Source organism: Comamonas sp. C11 (assembly GCF_024496285.1).
GTDB classification, from domain to species: domain Bacteria; phylum Pseudomonadota; class Gammaproteobacteria; order Burkholderiales; family Burkholderiaceae_C; genus Comamonas; species Comamonas testosteroni_F.
On record NZ_CP101743.1, the window covers coordinates 2160847 to 2179891 of the forward strand.

The following is a 19045-nucleotide window of genomic DNA, read 5'->3' on the forward strand; positions in this document are numbered from 1 at the left end:
GGCGTTGTCCGCTTGATGGATCGCGCAGCTTCTTCCCGGGCGGATCGAGCCCCTGTCCTAGATAAGGGGTTTGGACAGTGCATTCCGCGACACACGGAACTGGCAATCCGAGCTGATGGCCAAGCAGCTAACGCAGCAACCTGGAGCGTGCTCGGGCCGGATATTTATTGGGGAGATCGGGTCATATTAAAGGCAAATTCCTAATTTCTTACAGGTGAAACCTTCTTTCCCAACTAGATCGTGGTGGTCGCCAGGGCCTTTTGTAATATCGCTGATAGCATTTTCCAGATGGATACGAATGGTGTTATTTGGTCCAAAACATCCATTGGACGTACCTATTCCCTGTTTGCATTTTTGAAGCTCCGCCTGAGTTAATCTCGTCGCGATACAAGAGCCCACCATCTGAGGGTTTCCGGCTGTGCTGCATTCTGCTGCAAGTTGTGCTTCTCTATTACCACCGAGTGCACCAGCAATTCCGCTGGGAGTGGTTGGGAATTGGGGTAAACCTCCTTGTTGCGGGTGAGGTTGGGGCTGGGGAAATGGCTGCTGCGGATAGGGTTGCTGAGGGTATGTTTGTTGTGGGTATGGAGTTTGAGGAGCTTGTTGCCATGGATCAGGAATCGCATATCCGAAGCTACCCATTCCGTCAGTGCATGGGTTGCCAACAGCTGTTTCAGTTATTGGAATTCCAGGTGGAAAATATTGCCACTGGCCCGCTTTGGGTCCATGTGAATATGAGCAAGTTCTTGACGCAAGGACTTCTGACGAATAACCAAAAACTAACGCCAATGCGATAATTTGGTAGCAGATTCTGATCATCTTCGCTCCTAGAAATTTAGGAGAAATAGTAAATACTGTTACTGAATGTCGTCAATGGTCATCAAGACAAGAGAATCAGCATTTCTGTCTGCTTTACGTCACGACGTTCTTGATGCCCCCTCTTGAAATCTTCCGCGACTTGTTGTTTCATTGCCCGCGCCCAATAGAGGGCATGCAAACGACAGGACTTGAGCAAGAAGCGCGCGTCACCTGATCAAAACGCCAAGACGGCCACGAAGCCTGTCTCAACACGCGCCCGTACTGCCTCATTCAAGGCCCCGGCTTCCAGCAAGAAGCCGCATGCGGCCGCCAAGACAACATCCCCCAAAAAAGCAGCCAAGCCCCTGACACCATTTCAGAAATGGTCGTTGGGTGTTGGCGCGCTTGATCAGTTCCTGGCATTTGTTCTGGAAGGCGGCCACATGGCCGATTTCTGCCGCCAGCACGAGTTTGCCTACACGACGATGCTGGACTGGATCAACGCCGACAGCTCACGTGCCGAGATGTACGCACGCGCACGCGAGGATCGATCGGACAAGCTGGCCGACGAAATAGTGGCGATTTCGGACGAGTGCGAATACGCACCGATCACGGACATGAGCACGGGCCAAACGATTGCTGTGGCCTTTGACAAGACCGCCGTGGCCCGCAACAAGCTGCGCGTGGATGCACGCAAGTGGATTGCCGCCAAGCTCAAGCCCCGCGTCTATGGCGACAAGGTGCAGGTCGAGGGGACTGTCGACCACAAGGTGATGAGCGATGACGTGCTGCTGCAGCGCCTGGCAAAGCTGGGTGTCTCTGTAGCCAGCATCGTGCCGGTGGGACCAACGGAGGGCGGCGATGCTGGCTGACTCCGTTCTGCACCTCACCCCAGAGCAGCGCATCGAGCTGGGCGGTCTGCTGGATGAGCTCGAGCGCCGCCGGCGCACTCGCATGCTCGAAACCATGTTTCCGGACACGGGGGCATTGCGCCGTGCGCTATATCCGCGTCATGTGCAGTTCTTCGAGCTGGGCGCGACCTGCAGCGAGCGGGTGTTTATGGCCGGCAACCGTGTGGGCAAGACCATGGCCGCCGGTACCGAGCTGGCTTATCACCTGACGGGGCGCTATCCCTGGTGGTGGGCTGGCCACCGCTTCACCAAGCCCGTGCGCGCGCTGATCTCCGGCGATACGCACGAGACAACGCGCGACATTCTGCAGCTCAAGCTGCTGGGCTCCACCACCGACAAGCCGGAGAACTTCGGTACCGGCCTGATTCCTGGCGATGCGATCACGGGCATCGTGTCGCGCACCCATGTGAAGGGAGCCGTCGAGCGCGCGATGATCCGCCACGAGAGCGGTGGCGAGTCGGAGCTGTGGATGCGCAGCTATGTGCAGGGGCGCGAAATTTTCCAGGGCTTCGAGCTGGACATCTTCTGGGCCGACGAGGAATGCCCCGAGGATGTTTACGAGGAGGGTCAGGTGCGTCTGATGACGCGCGAGGGTATCTCCATGCTGACGTTCACGCCACTGTCGGGCCTGACGGCTTTGGTGCAGCAGCTGACATCGCCCGACCCCGAGGGCAAGGTGATCGGCCGCGCGGTGGTGCAGTGTGGCTGGGACGATGTGCCCCACCTGACCGAAGAGGCCAAGGCCAAGCTGCTGTCGCGCCTGATGCCGCACCAGCGCGATGCGCGGATCAAGGGCGTGCCAGCTCTGGGCGCGGGCGCGATCTACCCGGTACCCGAGAGCGACATCGTGGTGCCGGACTTCCAGATCCCCGACTTCTGGCCCCGGGCCTATGGCATGGACGTGGGCTGGAACCGCACGGCTGCCGTCTGGGGCGCGCACGACCGCGACTCGGACATTGTTTACCTCTACAGCAACCACTATCGCGGCCAGGCCGAGCCATCTGTGCATGCGGCATCGATCAAGGCGCGCGGCGATTGGATACCGGGCGCTATCGATCCGGCATCGCGCGGCCGCAGCCAGAAGGATGGCGAGCAGTTGCTGCAGAACTATGTGGATCTGGGCCTGCAGCTGGTTACGGCCAATAACGGCGTGGAAGCCGGCATTTACCAAGTCTGGGAGCGCATGAGCACGGGCCGCTTGAAGGTCTTCAAGTCCATGCACGACTGGCTCAACGAATACCGCATTTACCGGCGCGACGACAAAGGGCAGATCGTCAAGAAGGACGACCACGCTATGGACGCGACGCGCTATCTCATTGTGACGGGGCTAGGTCTGGCCACCGTCAAACCCCGTGCCGCCGGCCAAGCGCGGCGCAAACTGTCCTGGAGGGTGACATGACCTCAATTCTCGGCCCACGCGGCACTCCCATGGTCGAGCTGGGCGGCGAGCGCGCCTGGCGCCAGCGCGTTCTTGGCGATGTGGTCTGCAGCTTTCAGTGGCTGGACCTGCGCGCCGCAGGCGATGAGACAGCGGACGGGGACCCTGAGCCCTGCATGGTGCTGTTTCCGGCCTTCCGACGCATGGAGACTGGCTCCTATGTGATTCCCCAGCGCAATGCCTATGCCTATGTGGATGCCAAGGGCAACCCCACGCCGCAGTTCATCAAGACCGCAGCGCTCGCGGCGGAAACCATGGGCTTCACGATGACGGACCGCAGCAGCATCCGCCGCATGCTGGACATCATCTGCGAGGGAATGCCGGATCTGGTGGATATGCCACTGGAGCAGCCACCCAGCCTGGAGGTCAAGCGTCACCGCCTGGGCATCGAAGTCACCGCCCGGGCCTATGGCAAGGACCTGCATAGCGAGGTGCTGTGATGTTTGAAGTGCGCGACATTCCCTCCAGTGCTCGAGCAGCAGACTCCTCGAGCAACGCCGATCAAGAGCAGCCCGCCGAGCGCGCGGCAGCTGGCAATGACGAACTGACCAGGCAGCGACACCGCACGCTGATGGAGCTGCTGAAGTACGAGAGCGAGCGCCAGGGTGAAGAGCGCCAGCAGATGCAGATCGATGAGGACTACCAGGATCATCTGCAGTGGAAGCCCGAAGATGCCCAGGCACTGATGGAGCGCGGCCAGGCGCCAGTGGTCTTCAATGAGGGACGGCAGACCATTGAATGGATCTGCGGTACCGAAAAGCGCATGCGCAAGGACTACAAGGTGCTGCCGCGCGAGCGCGACGACGAGGCCATGGCCGAGGTCAAGACCAAGCTGATCAAGTACACGGACGACGTGAACATGACCCAGTGGCACCGCAGCCGGGCTTTCCGACAGGCCGTGACTGCCGGCCTGAGCTGGCTGGAGGAGGGGGCCAACCGCGACCCCGAGGCCGAGCTGATCTATTCGGGCTGGGAGGACTGGCGCAACGTCTACCGCGACAGCCATAGCCGCAACATCGACTACAACGTGGACGCGCGCTATCTGTTTCGCCGCCGCGTGGTGGACCTGGACTGGGCCGTGGCCCAACTGCCGGGCAGTCGCGATCACCTGATGTCTCAGGCTGGCCGCCACGACGACGTGGATCCGGACGGGATCTGGTACCTGGGCGAGCGTCTGACCAGCGCCAGCGAGACGGAATGGGGCACGGCCAGCAACATCTACGGGGCGCGCGCGGCCTATATGTCCCGTGCGGGCTACTACGACAATAGCAGCCGCCGGTCGGTGGAGTTGCTGGAGTGCTGGTACCGCATCCCTGAGCGGGTGCCGGTGTTTGCGGACGGTCCATTCGCGGGCAAGGTGTTCAACCCGGCAGATTCGCGCCACGCCTTCGAGCAGGCTCAGGGCCGCGCCCGCCTGTATGAGGCCGTGAAGTTCCGCATGCGCCTGATGCTGTGCACCAAGGATGCGCCCTGCCTGGATATGGCGAGCCCCTTCAAGCACAACCGCTTTCTGATGGTGCCCATCTGGGGCTATCGCCGTGCGCGCGACGGGCTGGCCTATGGCGCCTGGCGCGGCATGCGCGACATTCAGGACGACCTGAACAAGCGCCGCTCCAAGGCGCTGTATGCCCTGAGCGTGAACCGCATCATTGCGGAAAAGGGTGCAGTGGACGACTGGGATGATTTGAGGGATGAGGCGGCGCGCCCCGACGGCATCATCATCAAGAACCCCCAGAGGGAACTGAAGTTCGACAACAACATGGGCGACTTCCAGGCCAATGTGGCCTTGGCCGCCCAGGATGCGCAGCTGATTCGCAATGCCGGCGGCGTGACCGATGAGAACCTGGGGCGCGATACCAATGCGAACAGCGGGCGCGCCATTCTGGCCAAGCAGGACCAGGGCTCGCTGACCACCAGCGAGTTCTTCGACAACCTGCTGCTGGCCATCCGCCAAGCCGGCCAGCTGCGCCTGAGCCACATCGAGCAGTTTTATACCGAGGAAAAGGTGATCCGCATCGTGGGCGAGGGTCAGCGCCCCATTGAATGGCTCACGATCAACCAGGTGGATCCTGCAACCGGCCAGATCCTCAACGACATCACGGCGCGCGAAGCGGATTTCATCGTGGATGCCCAGGACTATCGATCCTCAATGGCCCAGGCCGCGCTGGAGCAGATGTTTGGCCTGCTGGGTCAGATCGCCACCTATGCGCCCCAGGTGGTGCTGTCGGTGCTGGATCTGGTGGTGGAGTCTGCGGACATCCAGGGCAAGGAGGAGTGGGTGGCGCGCATTCGCAAGATCAACGGCCAGCGCGACCCCAGCAAGCCGCCCACCCCCGAAGAGATGAAGGCCGACCAGGATGCCCAGGCCAAGCAGGCAGAAGCAGAGCAGATGGCCAGCGAAACGGCGCGCACCCAGCTGGCCAAGATGCAGACCGAAATCCAGCTGGCGGAAGCCCAGATCAAGAAACTGGGCGTGGACGACATCCTGAAGAAGGTACAGACCATGCTGGCTGCGCTGGAAGGCGCCCAGATCGTGACCGCACAGCCCGGCCTCGCACCCGCTGCCGACGAAATCACCGCTGCAGCCGGCCTGGTTGATGACGGCATCAATCCCCCTGCGACCGCTGACGCCACACCCATGGCGCAGCCCCAACCCCAACCAATGACCCAACCGGTACCCACCGAGTAAAGGAGCCACTATGTCCATGTTTAGCGAAGAAGACCTGGCCGGACTGAGCGAAGCAGAGCGCGAAGCACTGCGCGACCTGGCAGAAGACGACCAGGATCTGCAGGCCACTGCGGGCGAGTCTGGTGAAGCCGGCGCGGCCACTGCTGCTGCTGATCATGATGATGATGACGAGAGCGCGGCAGCGGCAGCAGCTAACAAACCAGCAGAAGGTGCTGCGACTGGTGCCGATGACGCGGCTGCCGGCGCGGCCCCTGACGCCGGCGAAGCAGGCGCGGCTGACGATGACGCTGATGCAGCGACCCCCGCAACGATTCAGCCCGTGTCTCCTGCTGACGCTGACGAGCAGCGCACGGCCCTGCGCGCCGAAAAGGCCACCGCGCTGCAGCAGCTGCTGGATGGCGAGATTGACCAGGAGGCCTATCAAGAGGTCGAGTCCCGCGTGCAGGACAAGCTGGACGACCTGGCGCGCGCGGCAGCCGTGGACATGGCGCGCAACCAGATGCAGCAGGACGCCATGATGCAAGAGTATGGCCAGCACCTGGGCGCAGCACGGAAGGAACTGAAGGCAGCCGGCATCGATCTGGAAGGGGAGGCCGGCGCGCAGTTTGACCGTGCTATCCGCCTGTTTGCGCAGGATGCGATTGACCGCGGCCTGACTGATGCGATGGGCAATATGGCCGCTTCGCGCGACGCGCTGGCCGAAGCCCAGGCACTGATGCTGCGCCGCTTTGGCAAGGCCTCGGGCGCGGCTCCCGCTGCAGCACCTGCAGCTGCCGCACCAGCCGCACCATCCGCGCGCAAGCCTGCAGCTGCCGACCGTTCGGCACTGCCGCCCACGCTGGCCGGGGTTCCTGCTGCAGCAGACGCTTCAGTGGGTAACGAGTTCGCGCACCTGGATGGCCTGGAGGGCACGGCGCTGGAAAAAGCCCTGGCCCGCATGACGCCCGATCAACAAGAACGCTACCTGGGGGCCTGATGTCCGGACGCAGACTCATACGACAGATCAAGGCAGGCGAGAGCCTGTCTTTCGACGGCGGCCGCGTGGTGGTGACGCTGCGCCAACGCACGGGCCAACGCGCTGAGTTGAGCCTGCATCTAGAGGACGACGTGGTGGTGGACAAGCCCACGCACGCACGGGGCGACGAGCCCCGGGGTCACAAGACCCTGCAGTCGCGGCGCTACGCCCCCATGGGTACTTGATTTCCTGGAATTCAGGATTATTCTTTTTTCCTAGCTGCGGCGCCTTTGCTGGCGCCATCTTCATGCAGCAGATTGCCGCCGGGGGCCGTTGCCCGGTTCAAGCGCAAGACGCGCTCAGTGCTCGCAAGGGCAGGAGTTGCGTTATGCGTACATTGATCGGCGTCAACGACCCGCAAGCCGTCAAGAAGTGGGCCTCTCTGATGGCCGTGGCCATCAACAAGGAAAGCTATTGGTCCCGCAAATTCGTGGGCAATGGCAAGGATTCGCGTCTGCCCATCCAGCGAATCGATGACCTTCAGCAAGGCGCCGGTGACGAAGTGACCGTTGACCTGCTCATGCCCATCAACCAGGAACCCATCATTGGCGATGAAACCCTGGAAGGCAAGGAAGCGCCGCTCAAGTACTACACTGACCGTCTGCGCATTGACCAGGTGCGCGGCGGCGCGGATCTGGGCTCGCGCATGACCAAGAAGCGCACCCTTCGCGACCTGCGCAGCGATGCCAAGCGCGCCGGCACTGACTGGTGGAAGCGCCTGCAGGACGAGCTGTATTTCATCTACCTGTCGGGCTCGCGCGGCCATGGCACGGGCTTTGTCTGGTCTGCCAGCAATCCCTTCTTCCAGGTCAATCCCCTGACGGCACCCGACAGCCAGCACATCCTGTTCGGCGGCGCGGCCACGTCCAAGGCCTCGCTGACTGCTGGCGACACCTTCAAGCTGCGCCTGATCGATAAGGCCGTGGCCAAGGCCGAAACCATGGGCGGTGACGGTACCGACGAGCTGTCGATGATTCCCGTCTCCATCGAGGGCGGCAGTCACTACATCTGCCTGATGCACACCTACCAGGCCGACGCGATGCGCCAGGACGCGGGCACCGGCGGCTGGCTGGACATCCAGAAGGCAGCCGCTGCGGCCGAGGGCAACAAGAACCCCATTTTCCAGGGCACGCTGGGCATGTACAACGATGTGGTGCTGCACAAGCACCGCAACGTGATCCGCTTCAACGACTACGGCGCCGGCGGCAATGTGAACGCCGCGCGCGCGCTGTTCCTGGGCGCTCAGGCCGCGCTGATCGCTTACGGCGACAACGAAACCGGCACGCGCTTCCGCTGGACCGAGGTTTCCAAGGATCACGGCAACAGCGTTGCCATCGGTACCCACGCAATCATGGGCGTGAAGAAGGCCACCTACAAGTCCAAGGATGGCAACGTCCAACGCGACTTTGGCGTGATGGCTCTGGATACCGCCAACACCGACCCCAATGCCTGATGAGCCCGCGGCCCGCGCCGTGGGCCGTGGCTTCACCAGCCCTTTCCCTCATCAGACATAGGAGCTTCAAATGCCTAAATATCAATCCGATGTTGCGACCGGCAAGAAGGCTGTGCCGCAACCCTTCGACGCCAGCGTGCTGACGGTGGCAGTCGACCTGACTCTGCCTGCCGCGGCTCTCGTGGCCAACGATCTGCTGGAGCTGCTCGACATTCCCCCCAACGTGCAATTGGTGGCAGTGGACGTGGTGGCGCCCCAGCTGGACAGCAACGCGGCCCCCACGCTGGCTTTCTCGCTGGGCGTGATCAATGCAGCCGGCACTGACCTGGCTACGGTCTACGACACGGGCCTCAAGCTCGGCGTGGGCGCGGCGGGCTCCGTTGCCACAGCCAACTCGGCTGCGCTGGCATTCGCTAACCGCGACACCGTGCGCAAGCTGGGCCTGAAGGTGACCACAGCGGCCGCGACTTCTGCCACCGCCGGCAAACAAGTGCTGGCACTGGTCCGCATGCGTTATTGAGCCGCGCAGCCCCAGGCAATGAGTGTGTAAAGGGGCTGCGCCGTGCGCGCGGCCCTTTCTTTATTGAACCGGCAAGGAGTGCCACATGACCGCCATCCACGCATACCGCCGCACAGATCCCACGATCGTGGAGCTCTACGGCCAATCCATTCAGTTCAAGCCCAACGACAAGAAGGACGTGGTGGCCGAGGTGCAGCATGAAAAAGCCGCCGCGCGACTGCTGTCCATCACCGAGGCCTATCGCCTGTATGAGCCTGTCGAGCAGGGCGGCACTGTCGCCCAGCAGCTGACGGCCAGCCTTGGCTCCAGCGCGCCCACAGACGCCGAGGAGCTGCAGAAGGTGGTGGCCGACCAAACCAGCCAGATTGAAGCCCTGAAGCGCCAGGTGCACGAGCTGAACCAAGCAGCTGCCGCCGCTGCCTCTGCCGCTGAGTCCACCTCTGTCTCTGCCGATTCAGGCACTGGCGATGGTGCCAAGGCTGGCGAGGATGCCGACAAGCCTCTGCAGCAGGCATCCGGCGAGGGTCAAAGCACCAGTACGGATGAGAGCGCCAGCGAGTCGCCCTATGTGTTTGCCAACGAAGCGGGCGAAACCATCGACATCAGCGAATGGACAGCGGCTCAGATCCGCGCGTTCGCCGAGTCCAACGAAATCAACCTGCCCAAGGGCAACAGCGTGAAGGTGGGCGAGCTGCGCGACCTGCTGGCGGACGCCCTGCGCGCTGGCTCCAAGGAGTAATCAATGCCTATTGCAGCCAAAGACGTAGTTCAGCGCGGCGTGGTCACCACGCAGGACACCACCTCGATCCGCTGGCCTGTGGGCGAGTGGGTTCGTTACCTCAACGACGGACAGCGTGAAATCATGCTGCACCGCCCCGATGCCTTCAATAAGAGCGCGACCATCACCTGCGTGGCCGGTACCAAGCAGGCGCTGCCCAACGACGGTGCCAAGCTGATCGACGTGCAGCGCAACGCGACGACAACCAGCAAGCGCGCGATTCGCATCTGCAGCCGTGAGATTCTGGACGCCCAGATGCCCAACTGGCACAACATCACAGGCTCGGACGAGATCGTGCATTACATGTACGACCCGCGCGAACCCAAGGCGTTCTGGGTCTACCCGCCGGCCAATGTCACCGCCAAGGTGGAAATCAACTACTCGGCTACCCCTACGGACATCAGCGAGCCTGCGGCAGGCAGCGACTACACCGCCGTGGTGGGCAATATCTCGGTGGCTGACATCTACGCCAACGCGCTGCTGGATTACATGCTGTACCGCGTGTATCTCAAGGATGCGGACTATGCGGGCAACGGCGCGCGCGCCCAGGCCCACTACGCGGCATTTGCCACCGCGCTGGGCATCGAGCTCAAGACCACCATGGCCATCGCACCGGTGTCTGTCTCCAATCCCAACTTCCGCCAGGGCAGCAGCGCGGCCACTGCCGCTGCGACAACGGACGTTGCGAGCCGCTGATGCGCGATTGGGCGGACTTCTTCCCCGACGTGCTGCCGGCAGTCGAGCTGGGCACGCCTGAGCCGACCGTGGTGCACCAGTTGCGCCGCGCGGCCCAGGACTTCTGCCATCGCACGCGCGCCTGGCGCATGACGCTGGAGCCGATCATCACGGTGGACGGTCAGTCTGAATACGCCATCCCGCTGCCCGGGCAGAGCGCTCTGGTGCGGGTGGAAGCTGCAGAGCTGTCGGGGCATGGATCCCTGGCGCTGTGGCGACCGGGCCTGGGCGACGGCCAGTACCTGATGACACCGGATGCGCGAAAGGTGGTGTTGCACCGCCCTGTAGCCGCTGATCTGGGCCTGGTGCTGGAGGTGACGCTCAAACCGGGCGATATGTCCATGGGCATCGACGACGCGGTGTTTGATCAATACAGCGAAGTGATTGCTCTCGGCGCCGTGGCGCGCCTGCGCGGTGATCCCGTCTTGCGTGGTGACTTCAATGCGCGCTGCGAAACCATCAATGTCGAGGTGTGGCGTGGTCGGGCTGCGGTGCGCCCGCGCGTGCGCCCGTATTTCTGAGGGGTGGTGATGAAGGTTACGGTTTCTGGTTTCTCTGGCGCCGTGAATGCGCCGCACCCCAAGCTGCTACCGGAGACGGTGGGCACGGTTTCGTGGAACCAGAAGCCGGGGCGCGGCGACTTTCGGCCCTGGCGCGATCCGCTGGATGTGGCGACGGTGCCATCGGGCCGCAAGACCATTTACCGCTTTGGCCGCGATGTGGCCGAGGATGGTCGCTACTGGATGTCCTGGACGGGCATTGTGCATGCCGTGCGCGCCATGGTGGCCGATGACACGACGGAGCGCACCTATTACACCGGTGATGGCTTCCCGAAATGGACGGACAACACGATTGCGCTGGCTGGTGGCACCTATCCAGCAGCCTGGCGCAAGCTGGGCGTGCCCGCGCCCTTGGCTGCGCCTCTGTTGTCTACCTCTGGCGGCGCCAGCCCGGAAACCGAGGTGCGCTACTACGTCTACACCTATGTGACGGACAAGGGGGAGGAGAGCGCGCCCGGACCGGTGTCGGCTGCACTGACCGCGCCCACGGACGCGACAGTCACTATCTCGGCCATTCTTGGGCCACCTTCTGGTGCGTTTGTCATCAATCGCGTGCGGATCTACCGGACTCAGACGGGAACGACCGGGACCGCTGAATTCTTCTTTCTGCGCGAGATTGCTGCAGGTACGACGAGCACCACCGACGACGGGCGCACGCTGGGCGAGGTGCTGGAGACGGTGGAGTGGCTGGAGCCGCCCCAGGATCTGTCGTACCTGACAGCCATGTGGAACGGGATGATGGCAGGCATTAGCGGCAATGCGGTGCGCTATTGCGAGGCCTACAAGCCCTATGCCTGGCCCATGGCCTATGAGACTTTGCCGCCGGATGCCAAGCCGCTGGCGCTGGCCACCTTCGGGCAGCGGCTGCTGGTGCTGACTACGGCCGATCCGGTTCTGGTGGCTGGGACTTCGCCCGATAGCCTGGACGAGCAGCCGCTGGAGGTGGGCCAGGCCTGCCTGGCACCGCAGGCGGTGGTGAGCTTCGGTCATGGCGTTGCCTGGCCGGCCCCCGACGGCCTGGCTTACTACGGCGCTGGCGGGGCCAAGCTGGTCACTAATGGGCTGCTGACGCGCGATGACTGGCAGGCGATGAAGCCAGCCGGCATGGTGGCGGGTCTGTATGAAGGCCTGTTTCTGGGCTTCTACACCGACGCCGGCGGCGTGCGGCGCGGCTTTCTGGTGGATCCAATCAATCCCACGGGCATCTTCTATCTGGAAAAAGGCTATGACGCGCTGTACCTGGACCGGCTTCAGGATGCGCTGTATGTGCTGGATGGCACCAAGGTGCGCAAATGGGATGCGGGCGCGGCGCTGATGAGTGCGCGCTTTGTGTCCAAGGTGTTTGCCATGCCGGCGCCGGCGAGCTTTGGCTGGTGCAAGGTGGTGGCAGACGGCTACCCGGTGACGGTCAAGCTCAATGCCCTGGAGCTGAGCGCGCGCGAGGTGGCGGCGCATATCGCGACCTTTGGCCCGCGCTGTGTGGCGGTGAATTCCGGCAATAGCAGCGGAGTGCAGTTCACCTTGTCTGCGCTCGGGCCAGAAGCGTTTCGGCTGCCGCCCATTCCTGCGCGCGCCTGGCAGATTGATCTGTCGGGCCAGCAGGCGGTGCAGGGCGTGGCCCTGGCCCAGGCCGTGGAGGAGCTGCGCTAATGGCAACGACTCCCCGCAAGGATTTACCGGGTACCAACGCGCCGAACTGGAGCCAGCGCGTTACCGAGGAGCTGCGCGTGCTGATGGGGCGCGGCGGCAATGGCCGGGCACTGACGGCCAAGGACTTGATTGATTCCGGGATCGCCAAGCCCGGAGCGGGTGGTGGCCTGGTGCCCGGTGTGCCTGGAGGCGGCGAGACAGAGCCGGATCTGACGCCTCCACCAACCCCCACCGGGTTTGTGGCTCACGGAGCTATCTCCAATCTGGTCATTGAGCACGACCCTCCCATTTATCCGCAAGGTCATGGGCATGGAATGACAGTTGTTTACGGCGTTATCCAGAGTCCATCTAGTCCATTGCCGACTTTCGACAAGGCTGTTGAGCTGATGCGGTTTGCTGGAGCTGTTGCAAGCTATGCAAGCAACCCTGGGACAACTTGGCGTCTGTGGATCAAGTGGCTCAGCGCAGATGGCGTTCTTTCTGTTGACCCTGCTGGAGGTATCAATGGCCTCGAAGTAAGCACTGGACAAGATGTGAGCCAATTGCTAGATGTGCTCAACGGCAAGATCACCCAGAGCCAGCTCTACGCCACATTGTCTCGGGAGATTGACCTGATCAGCGGCACGGGCTCCGGCAGCGTCAATGCCCGCGTGCTGGCCGAAGCCCAGGCGCGCGCCCAGGCATTGGTTGCCGAGTCCAGCGCTCGTGCGCAGGCGATTGCCGCTGAGGCCGCAACCCGCGCGCAAGCCGTGGCCTCCGAGGCGGCAGCGCGCGGCCAGGATGTGGCAGCTATGGCTGCAGATTTGCAGGCTGCGGCCAACGACCTGCAAGCCCGTATTGATGCCGTGAATGCCCAGGTCTCGGACATCATCGGCGCAAGCGACTTCGACCCAGCCCAGGCCTATGAGGCGGGGCAGCTGGTCAAGTACCAGAACAAGCTCTACCGCGCCAAGGTCAACACCGTGGGCAACCTGCCCACGAACGCCACCTACTGGGATCTGGTGGGCGACTATGCCAGCCTGGGCGAAGCCGTAGCAGCGCATGCGGCGCAGCTGGCCGACCACGCCAACCGCATCACCCAGACCGAGCAGGGCCTGACTGCCGAAGCAACGGCGCGCACCACTCTGGCCGCCCAGCTGCGCGGCAACTACACCGGCAGCGATGTGGCCCAGGTCACATCTGGCCTGGTCTGGAGCGAGCGCCAGGCGCGAGTGTCTGGTGACAGTGCTAATGCTTCGGCCATTGATGCAGTCAAGGTGCGCATGCCCACTGGTACCGGAAAGGTGGCCAGCGAGGCGAGCGTGACCGATGAGGCGGCCGCCCGCGCTGCTGCCGATGCTGCAGCGGCTTCGCGCACCACCGCCATCGAGGCGCGTTTGCCTGCCGGTACAGGATCGCTTGCCACTGCGTCAGCAGTGACGGCGCTCGACACCCGAGTAACCGCTGCCGAGGGATCGCTAACCAACCAGAGCGGCCAGATCACCAGCCTGCAAAACAGCCTGGCAGAGGCTGGTGGCCAGAACCTACTCTACAACCCGAGTTTCGACGTGGAGGGTAGCGTCGCGGGTATCGCAGCCGGGTTTGCCAATGTCCGGTCGTCTGGAGTTACCGCCAATCCTAGCCTTGTCCCATCGTGGATAGATCCTGCTGGGCGCGCCCAGCGACTGGATTGCACGGGGCTGACGACCACGCTGTTTTCCGACATCTTTACAGACAGCAACTTCCGGCCGGCCGCAGTCGAGGGGCAGCGTGTTGCGCTTTCAGCCTATGTGCGCGCAAGCGCAGGCCTTACTGTGCGCCTGCATATCCAGGCCCGCGCCAGTCAGACCGCCACTGCTTTGCTGGCAACCTATAACGGCCCGGTAGTGACGCCGGGGGAGAGTGGTGCACGCATTACTGTGCTGTCCTCGGCTCTGCCGGCCGGCACTACTGCACTGGTCATCCTTTTGCGGGTACTGGGCTCGGCCACGGCAAGTGCGGGATGGGTGGAATGGGACCGTGCCCAGGTGGAGTTGGGTGCCACGGTTACAGGGTGGAGTGACAACAGCCAGGCGCGCGATGCGGCCACTAGCTCGGCCTTGTCGGGCCTGACTTCGCGCGTCACTGCCGCAGAAGGGAATATCACCTCTACCTCTGGCCAGGTCACCAGCCTGAGCAACACGCTGACCACCACCACCGGCACAGCCAATGCAGCCCAAGCGGCAGCGCAGGCTGCCAGTGATCTGGCCGGTGGCAAGGGCAAGGTGATTTACAGCACCACGGCCCCGGCTGTAGCTGACCGGCAGACGCAAAACCTGTGGATCGACACCACAGGCGGTGCCAACACGCCGAAGCGCTGGACGGGTAGTGCCTGGGGGGCTGTGACGGATAAGGTGGCCACGGACGCTGCAGCCGCTGCTGCGGCAGCCCAGGCAACTGCGAACACCAAGGCGGATGCTTCGGCACTGTCGGCGCTGGATTCAAAGGTGACTACGCAGGGCAACACCCTGACCAGTCAGGGCACGGCCATCACGGCGCTGCAGAATTCGATCACCAATGGCCCGGTGCTGCCCAGCGATTTCAGCGCCGGCCTTGGCAACTGGACTGCCTCGCGTCAAGGCGATCCAACCGCGGTGAACACCTTGCCTGGCTCCATCGTGACCGACGACGCCGACTTCGGCGTGTGCGCTCAGTTCAACAACTGGACCTCACTTGGAGCAGGCGTGCAGACCAAGGGCCTCGTGCAAGCCGTTCCAGGCCGCGTCTATCGTGTGCGGGCTCGCTTCAAGATCGTGGCGGCGCCGTCGTTCCCGGTTGGAATGAACATCGTTGCTTGCGGAAATACCGCCACCTATACAGCTGGCGGCGATGCCTTCAGCAACCCTGTAACCATCTCCGCCGCTGGGCAGATCGCGGAGATCACGGCCCTGTTCTCGGACAAGGCCGCGAATGCGGCGGGCGCTGTCGCCTGGGGTGCAACTGCCGTTCTCCTGCGCTTCGGGCTGCGCATGAATACAGCGCTGGCAAGCGGTTTGCAGCTGCGCGTGCAGTCGATCACGGTGGAAGATGCGACTGCTGATGCCGCGAATGCGGACGCCACCACGGCGCTCTCATCGCGTGTGACCACAGCCGAGGGTAACATTACCTCCACCTCCGGTGCTCTCACGACGCTGACCAATCGTGTAACGGCGGCCGAGGGCGTCAACGCTTCGCAGGCCACAGCGATCAGCGGCCTGCAAACGAGCGTGACCAATATCAACGGCACGCTGACCAGCCAGGGCAGTAGTATCACCTCGCTATCGAATTCGCTCGATGCGCTTCAAGGCGCTGGCGACAACCTGCTCAAGGCATCGAATGTGGAGCTGGTGCGAGCTGCTGGAGCGTACAAGATCGGCAGCTACATACCAGCGGAGGCGCTGACTCGCGGCGAGTATTACACGCTGGTCGCATGCATCACGCACACGCCTGCAAGTGGTGACACAACATCCTCTGTGGGGGCTTGGGTCAATGGTCAGCAAGGGATTACGACAAACCTTGTGCGCAATGGAAACAAGGTCATCGCAACCTATACCTTTGGCTTCAACCATGCGACTGCGCCGGGCACGTCGGTCGATTTCTACTACTACCCCAGCACGGTGACGAGTGGCGCGGCAACGGTGCATTGGGCCTGCTTGTACCAAGGCACGGTGGTGCCGCCCAAAGCATGGCAGCCAAGTGTTGCCGAGCTGGGGCAAGCGGTGCAAGGCAAGGCCGACGCCTCTGCTGTGTCCTCGCTGCAGTCCACGGTCACCCAGCAAGGCGACACCATCACCAGCCAGGGCAGTTCTTTGGCGGCGCTCAAGAACACCGTGGAGAGCCCAACCACGGGCCTCGGCAGCAAGGCCAGCAGCTCGGCCCTGACCGCATTGGACAGCAAGGTCACTGGCATTGACGGGCGGTTGACCAGCGAGACCTCGCGCATTGACTCGCTGCAGGTCAGTGTGTCGGAGGCGGGCGGGCAGAACCTGCTGCACAACCCCAGCTTTGAGCTGGAGGGCAGTCCTGCAGGCATGGCATCCGGATATTTCATCGGCCGTGCGACAGGTGTGACCGCTAATCCTTCCCTCGTCACTTCATGGTTGGAGCCGACTGGCAAGGCGCAGCGTCTGGACTGCACTGGGTTAGCTACGGCCTTGTATGCGGACATCTATCCCAATGCCAATCTGAAGCCGGGTGTTGTCGAGGGGCAGCGTGTTGCACTTTCCGTCTTTGTGCGGGCCTCTGCAGGGTTGGGGGTGCGAATTTATCTGCAGCCACGGGCCGATCAGACAACAAGTGCCAGCTTGGCAACCTACACCAGCGTCCTGGTGACACCGGGAGAGGGAGGCACGCGCATCACGCTGGTTTCGCCAGTTCTCCCGGCAGGCACTGCAGCAATGCACATGATTCTGCGCGTTTTGGGGACAGCCTCAATCAGCGCCGGCTACGTGGAATGGGACCGCGCCCAGATGGAGTTGGGAGCCACGGTCACAGCCTGGCGCGATAACGGCGTGGCCGGCCTGAGTGCCGTGAATGCTGCGGTGAATACCTTGGCAGCAGCCAGCGCGAATGCCGATGCGGCGCTGGCATCCCGCGCTACAGCGCTGGAAAGCCGCATGCCAACCGGTACCGGCCAGCTGGCTACGGCCGCAGCGCTGACGGCAGTGGACACGAGGGTGACGAACATCGACGGGCGCGTGACCAGCGAATCCTCTCGCCTTGATCAGGTGCAGGCGGCTGTGGGGTCTGCAGCTGCTGGTCTGCAGGCCTTGAATCCGATGGGCGGTGAGTCGGAATGGACCGCTGACGCCGGTAACGCAGCAGCCACATTTGTGACGGCTGCGGCGGCTGACGCCCGTGGTGGAGCGGTTCTGACTGTAGGCCATGCAACGGCCAGCGGCTTGAAATGGCTGCGCCACTTGCCCACGATCCCCTTTGACGACGCCAAGCTCTACAAGCTGACTGCACGTTATCGGCGCACGGTCGGCTCAGGCACCGTCTACTTGGGTATTGCTGCCCGTAACGCTGCCAATACGTTGTATGTGAACACGAACAACGCAGAGCTCTCTAACCTTAGCTCAGCGCACTATGCCGTATCCAATGCGGCCCCTGCGCTGGGAGCTTGGCAGACCGTGGAGTATTACTTCCAGGGGCGTGCGGCTGGCTCATCCACTGGGGCCGGCACCAAAGCCTCGCCGCGAACCATGGCGAACAAGACGGCGCTGCTGTCGCTGATGTTCCTGGGGAACTACAACGGTCAGGTGGGGTTTTGCGAGCTGGACTACATCACCCTGGAGGATGTGACCGCTGCAGAGCAGGCCTCGGCCGCCATCGCCACCGAGGCCACGGCCCGCGCGACAACCGACGGCTATCTGGGTGCGCAGTACTCCGTGCGCATGCAACTGTCCCAGGGCGGCCAGCAGGTGGTGGGCGGCTTCGGCATCTCGGGCACGACCAGCGACACGGCGGGCCCGCAGATTGATTTTGGAGTGCTGGCCAATTCCTTCTGGATCGCGGCCCCCAGCGGATCGCCTGCAGGCGTGAGTAACGTCAAGCCGTTTGTGGTGCAGACCACGTCGCAGACGGTCAACGGGGTTTCGGTGCCGGCCGGCGTCTATATGGATGCGGCCTATATCAACAACGTGACGGCGCTCTGGGCCCGCTTTGGCAACCTGGTGGCGGACACGATCCAAGCCACCAGCATCAGCGTGACCAAGCTCACGGGCGGCAATCTGTCTGTGGGATCTTGGATCAACTCCTCGAACTACGTGACGGGTTCGACGGGCTGGAGCATCAACTCCAACGGTCAAGCCGAGTTCTCAGGTGTGACCGTGCGCGGGACCATCTACTCGAGCGCAGGAACCATTGGCGGCATCACCATCAATGGCAATGGATTGAACTCGGGCGGCTACTCGGGCTACCTGTGGCCGCCGGCGGGGCAGAGTGGCTTTCACATCGGGCCTAACGGCATCTTGCTGGGTAACGCCAACAACGGCAGGTATGTCGAGATTCAGGCCAACGGAAACATTTTCATGCCTGGATTCAATGTCCAGAATGGAAATGCCACCTTCTTCGGGAATCTGTCCGGTGCATCTGGCACTTTCAGCGGCACGTTGACTGCGCAGCGTGTCATTTCCATGGAGAACCTTGACTACAACATCGCGACGGTTGCAGTAGGGGTTACGGCCGCGGATCAAGTCTCGCCTATCGATGGAGAAATTCTCGGCGTGACGGCACCAGCTGCTGATTGGAGTGCGACGTACATCGTCAGTTTTCACGCAGAGGTGAGGGCCGGCACCAGAGGGGTTTTGCGAATACAGGTGGATGGTGGCACGCAATTCGAGTTTTCGTTGAGCGAAGGCGGCATGAAGTCTTTCGGCTTCACGTTCTCGGGTAACGGGCTAACTCGTCGTGTGCGCCTCTATGTGGCCGGCAACAACACGGCACCTGTGTCATCGGTAATTGCCCGTTCCATTTCAGTAATCGTTTCCAAGAGGTAAT

The 19045-nt window shown here is 62.8% G+C and carries 14 protein-coding genes; 13 read left to right on the forward strand and 1 reads right to left on the reverse strand.

Annotated features, from left to right (window positions below; translation table 11 throughout):
• Window positions 1-186 precede the first annotated feature (186 nt).
• A complete protein-coding gene (locus NOX35_RS09955; RefSeq protein ID WP_256496520.1) occupies window positions 187-819 on the reverse strand; it encodes a hypothetical protein in 633 nt (210 codons plus the stop codon).
• Between the two features lie 368 nt (window positions 820-1187).
• Between NOX35_RS09955 and NOX35_RS09960 the strand changes: the two genes are divergently transcribed.
• The 13 genes from NOX35_RS09960 to NOX35_RS10020 all read left to right on the forward strand — a co-directional run bounded on the left by NOX35_RS09960 (window position 1188) and on the right by NOX35_RS10020 (window position 19044).
• Complete coding sequence (locus NOX35_RS09960; RefSeq protein WP_371878542.1) at window positions 1188-1670, forward strand: hypothetical protein; 483 nt, start codon at window positions 1188-1190, stop codon at window positions 1668-1670.
• The gene (locus NOX35_RS09965) at window positions 1660-3108 is read left to right on the forward strand and encodes a terminase large subunit domain-containing protein (protein ID WP_256496522.1); all 1449 of its coding nucleotides are present in this window, start codon (window positions 1660-1662) and stop codon (window positions 3106-3108) included. Before NOX35_RS09960 ends, NOX35_RS09965 begins: the two co-directional genes overlap by 11 nt.
• Window positions 3105-3587, forward strand: a complete 483-nt coding sequence (locus tag NOX35_RS09970) for a hypothetical protein (protein ID WP_256496523.1) — start codon at window positions 3105-3107, stop codon at window positions 3585-3587. The genes NOX35_RS09965 and NOX35_RS09970 overlap by 4 nt, the downstream gene beginning before the upstream one ends.
• Entirely contained in the window at window positions 3587-5836 is a 2250-nt protein-coding gene (locus NOX35_RS09975) for a portal protein (RefSeq protein ID WP_256496524.1), read from the forward strand. Before NOX35_RS09970 ends, NOX35_RS09975 begins: the two co-directional genes overlap by 1 nt.
• Before the next feature lie 10 nt (window positions 5837-5846).
• The gene (locus NOX35_RS09980; RefSeq protein ID WP_256496525.1) at window positions 5847-6812 is read left to right on the forward strand and encodes a gas vesicle protein GvpG; all 966 of its coding nucleotides are present in this window, start codon (window positions 5847-5849) and stop codon (window positions 6810-6812) included.
• Window positions 6812-7036, forward strand: a complete 225-nt coding sequence (locus tag NOX35_RS09985) for a hypothetical protein (RefSeq protein WP_256496526.1) — start codon at window positions 6812-6814, stop codon at window positions 7034-7036. Before NOX35_RS09980 ends, NOX35_RS09985 begins: the two co-directional genes overlap by 1 nt.
• Window positions 7037-7179: 143 nt before the next feature.
• The gene (locus NOX35_RS09990; protein ID WP_256496527.1) at window positions 7180-8304 is read left to right on the forward strand and encodes a N4-gp56 family major capsid protein; all 1125 of its coding nucleotides are present in this window, start codon (window positions 7180-7182) and stop codon (window positions 8302-8304) included.
• 70 nt (window positions 8305-8374) lie between these two features.
• Window positions 8375-8824, forward strand: coding sequence for a hypothetical protein (locus NOX35_RS09995; protein WP_256496528.1), 450 nt, complete (start codon window positions 8375-8377; stop codon window positions 8822-8824).
• An 85-nt stretch (window positions 8825-8909) separates the two neighbouring features.
• On the forward strand, window positions 8910-9563 hold the full coding sequence (locus NOX35_RS10000; RefSeq protein ID WP_256496529.1) for a hypothetical protein: 654 nt from the start codon (window positions 8910-8912) through the stop codon (window positions 9561-9563).
• A gap of 3 nt (window positions 9564-9566) precedes the next feature.
• A complete protein-coding gene (locus NOX35_RS10005; protein WP_256496530.1) occupies window positions 9567-10298 on the forward strand; it encodes a DUF6682 family protein in 732 nt (243 codons plus the stop codon).
• The gene (locus NOX35_RS10010; RefSeq protein WP_256496531.1) at window positions 10298-10858 is read left to right on the forward strand and encodes a hypothetical protein; all 561 of its coding nucleotides are present in this window, start codon (window positions 10298-10300) and stop codon (window positions 10856-10858) included. The genes NOX35_RS10005 and NOX35_RS10010 overlap by 1 nt, the downstream gene beginning before the upstream one ends.
• 9 nt (window positions 10859-10867) lie before the next feature.
• The gene (locus NOX35_RS10015) at window positions 10868-12547 is read left to right on the forward strand and encodes a hypothetical protein (protein ID WP_256496532.1); all 1680 of its coding nucleotides are present in this window, start codon (window positions 10868-10870) and stop codon (window positions 12545-12547) included.
• A complete protein-coding gene (locus tag NOX35_RS10020; protein ID WP_256496533.1) occupies window positions 12547-19044 on the forward strand; it encodes a DUF1983 domain-containing protein in 6498 nt (2165 codons plus the stop codon). The genes NOX35_RS10015 and NOX35_RS10020 overlap by 1 nt, the downstream gene beginning before the upstream one ends.
• Window position 19045 lies beyond the last annotated feature (1 nt).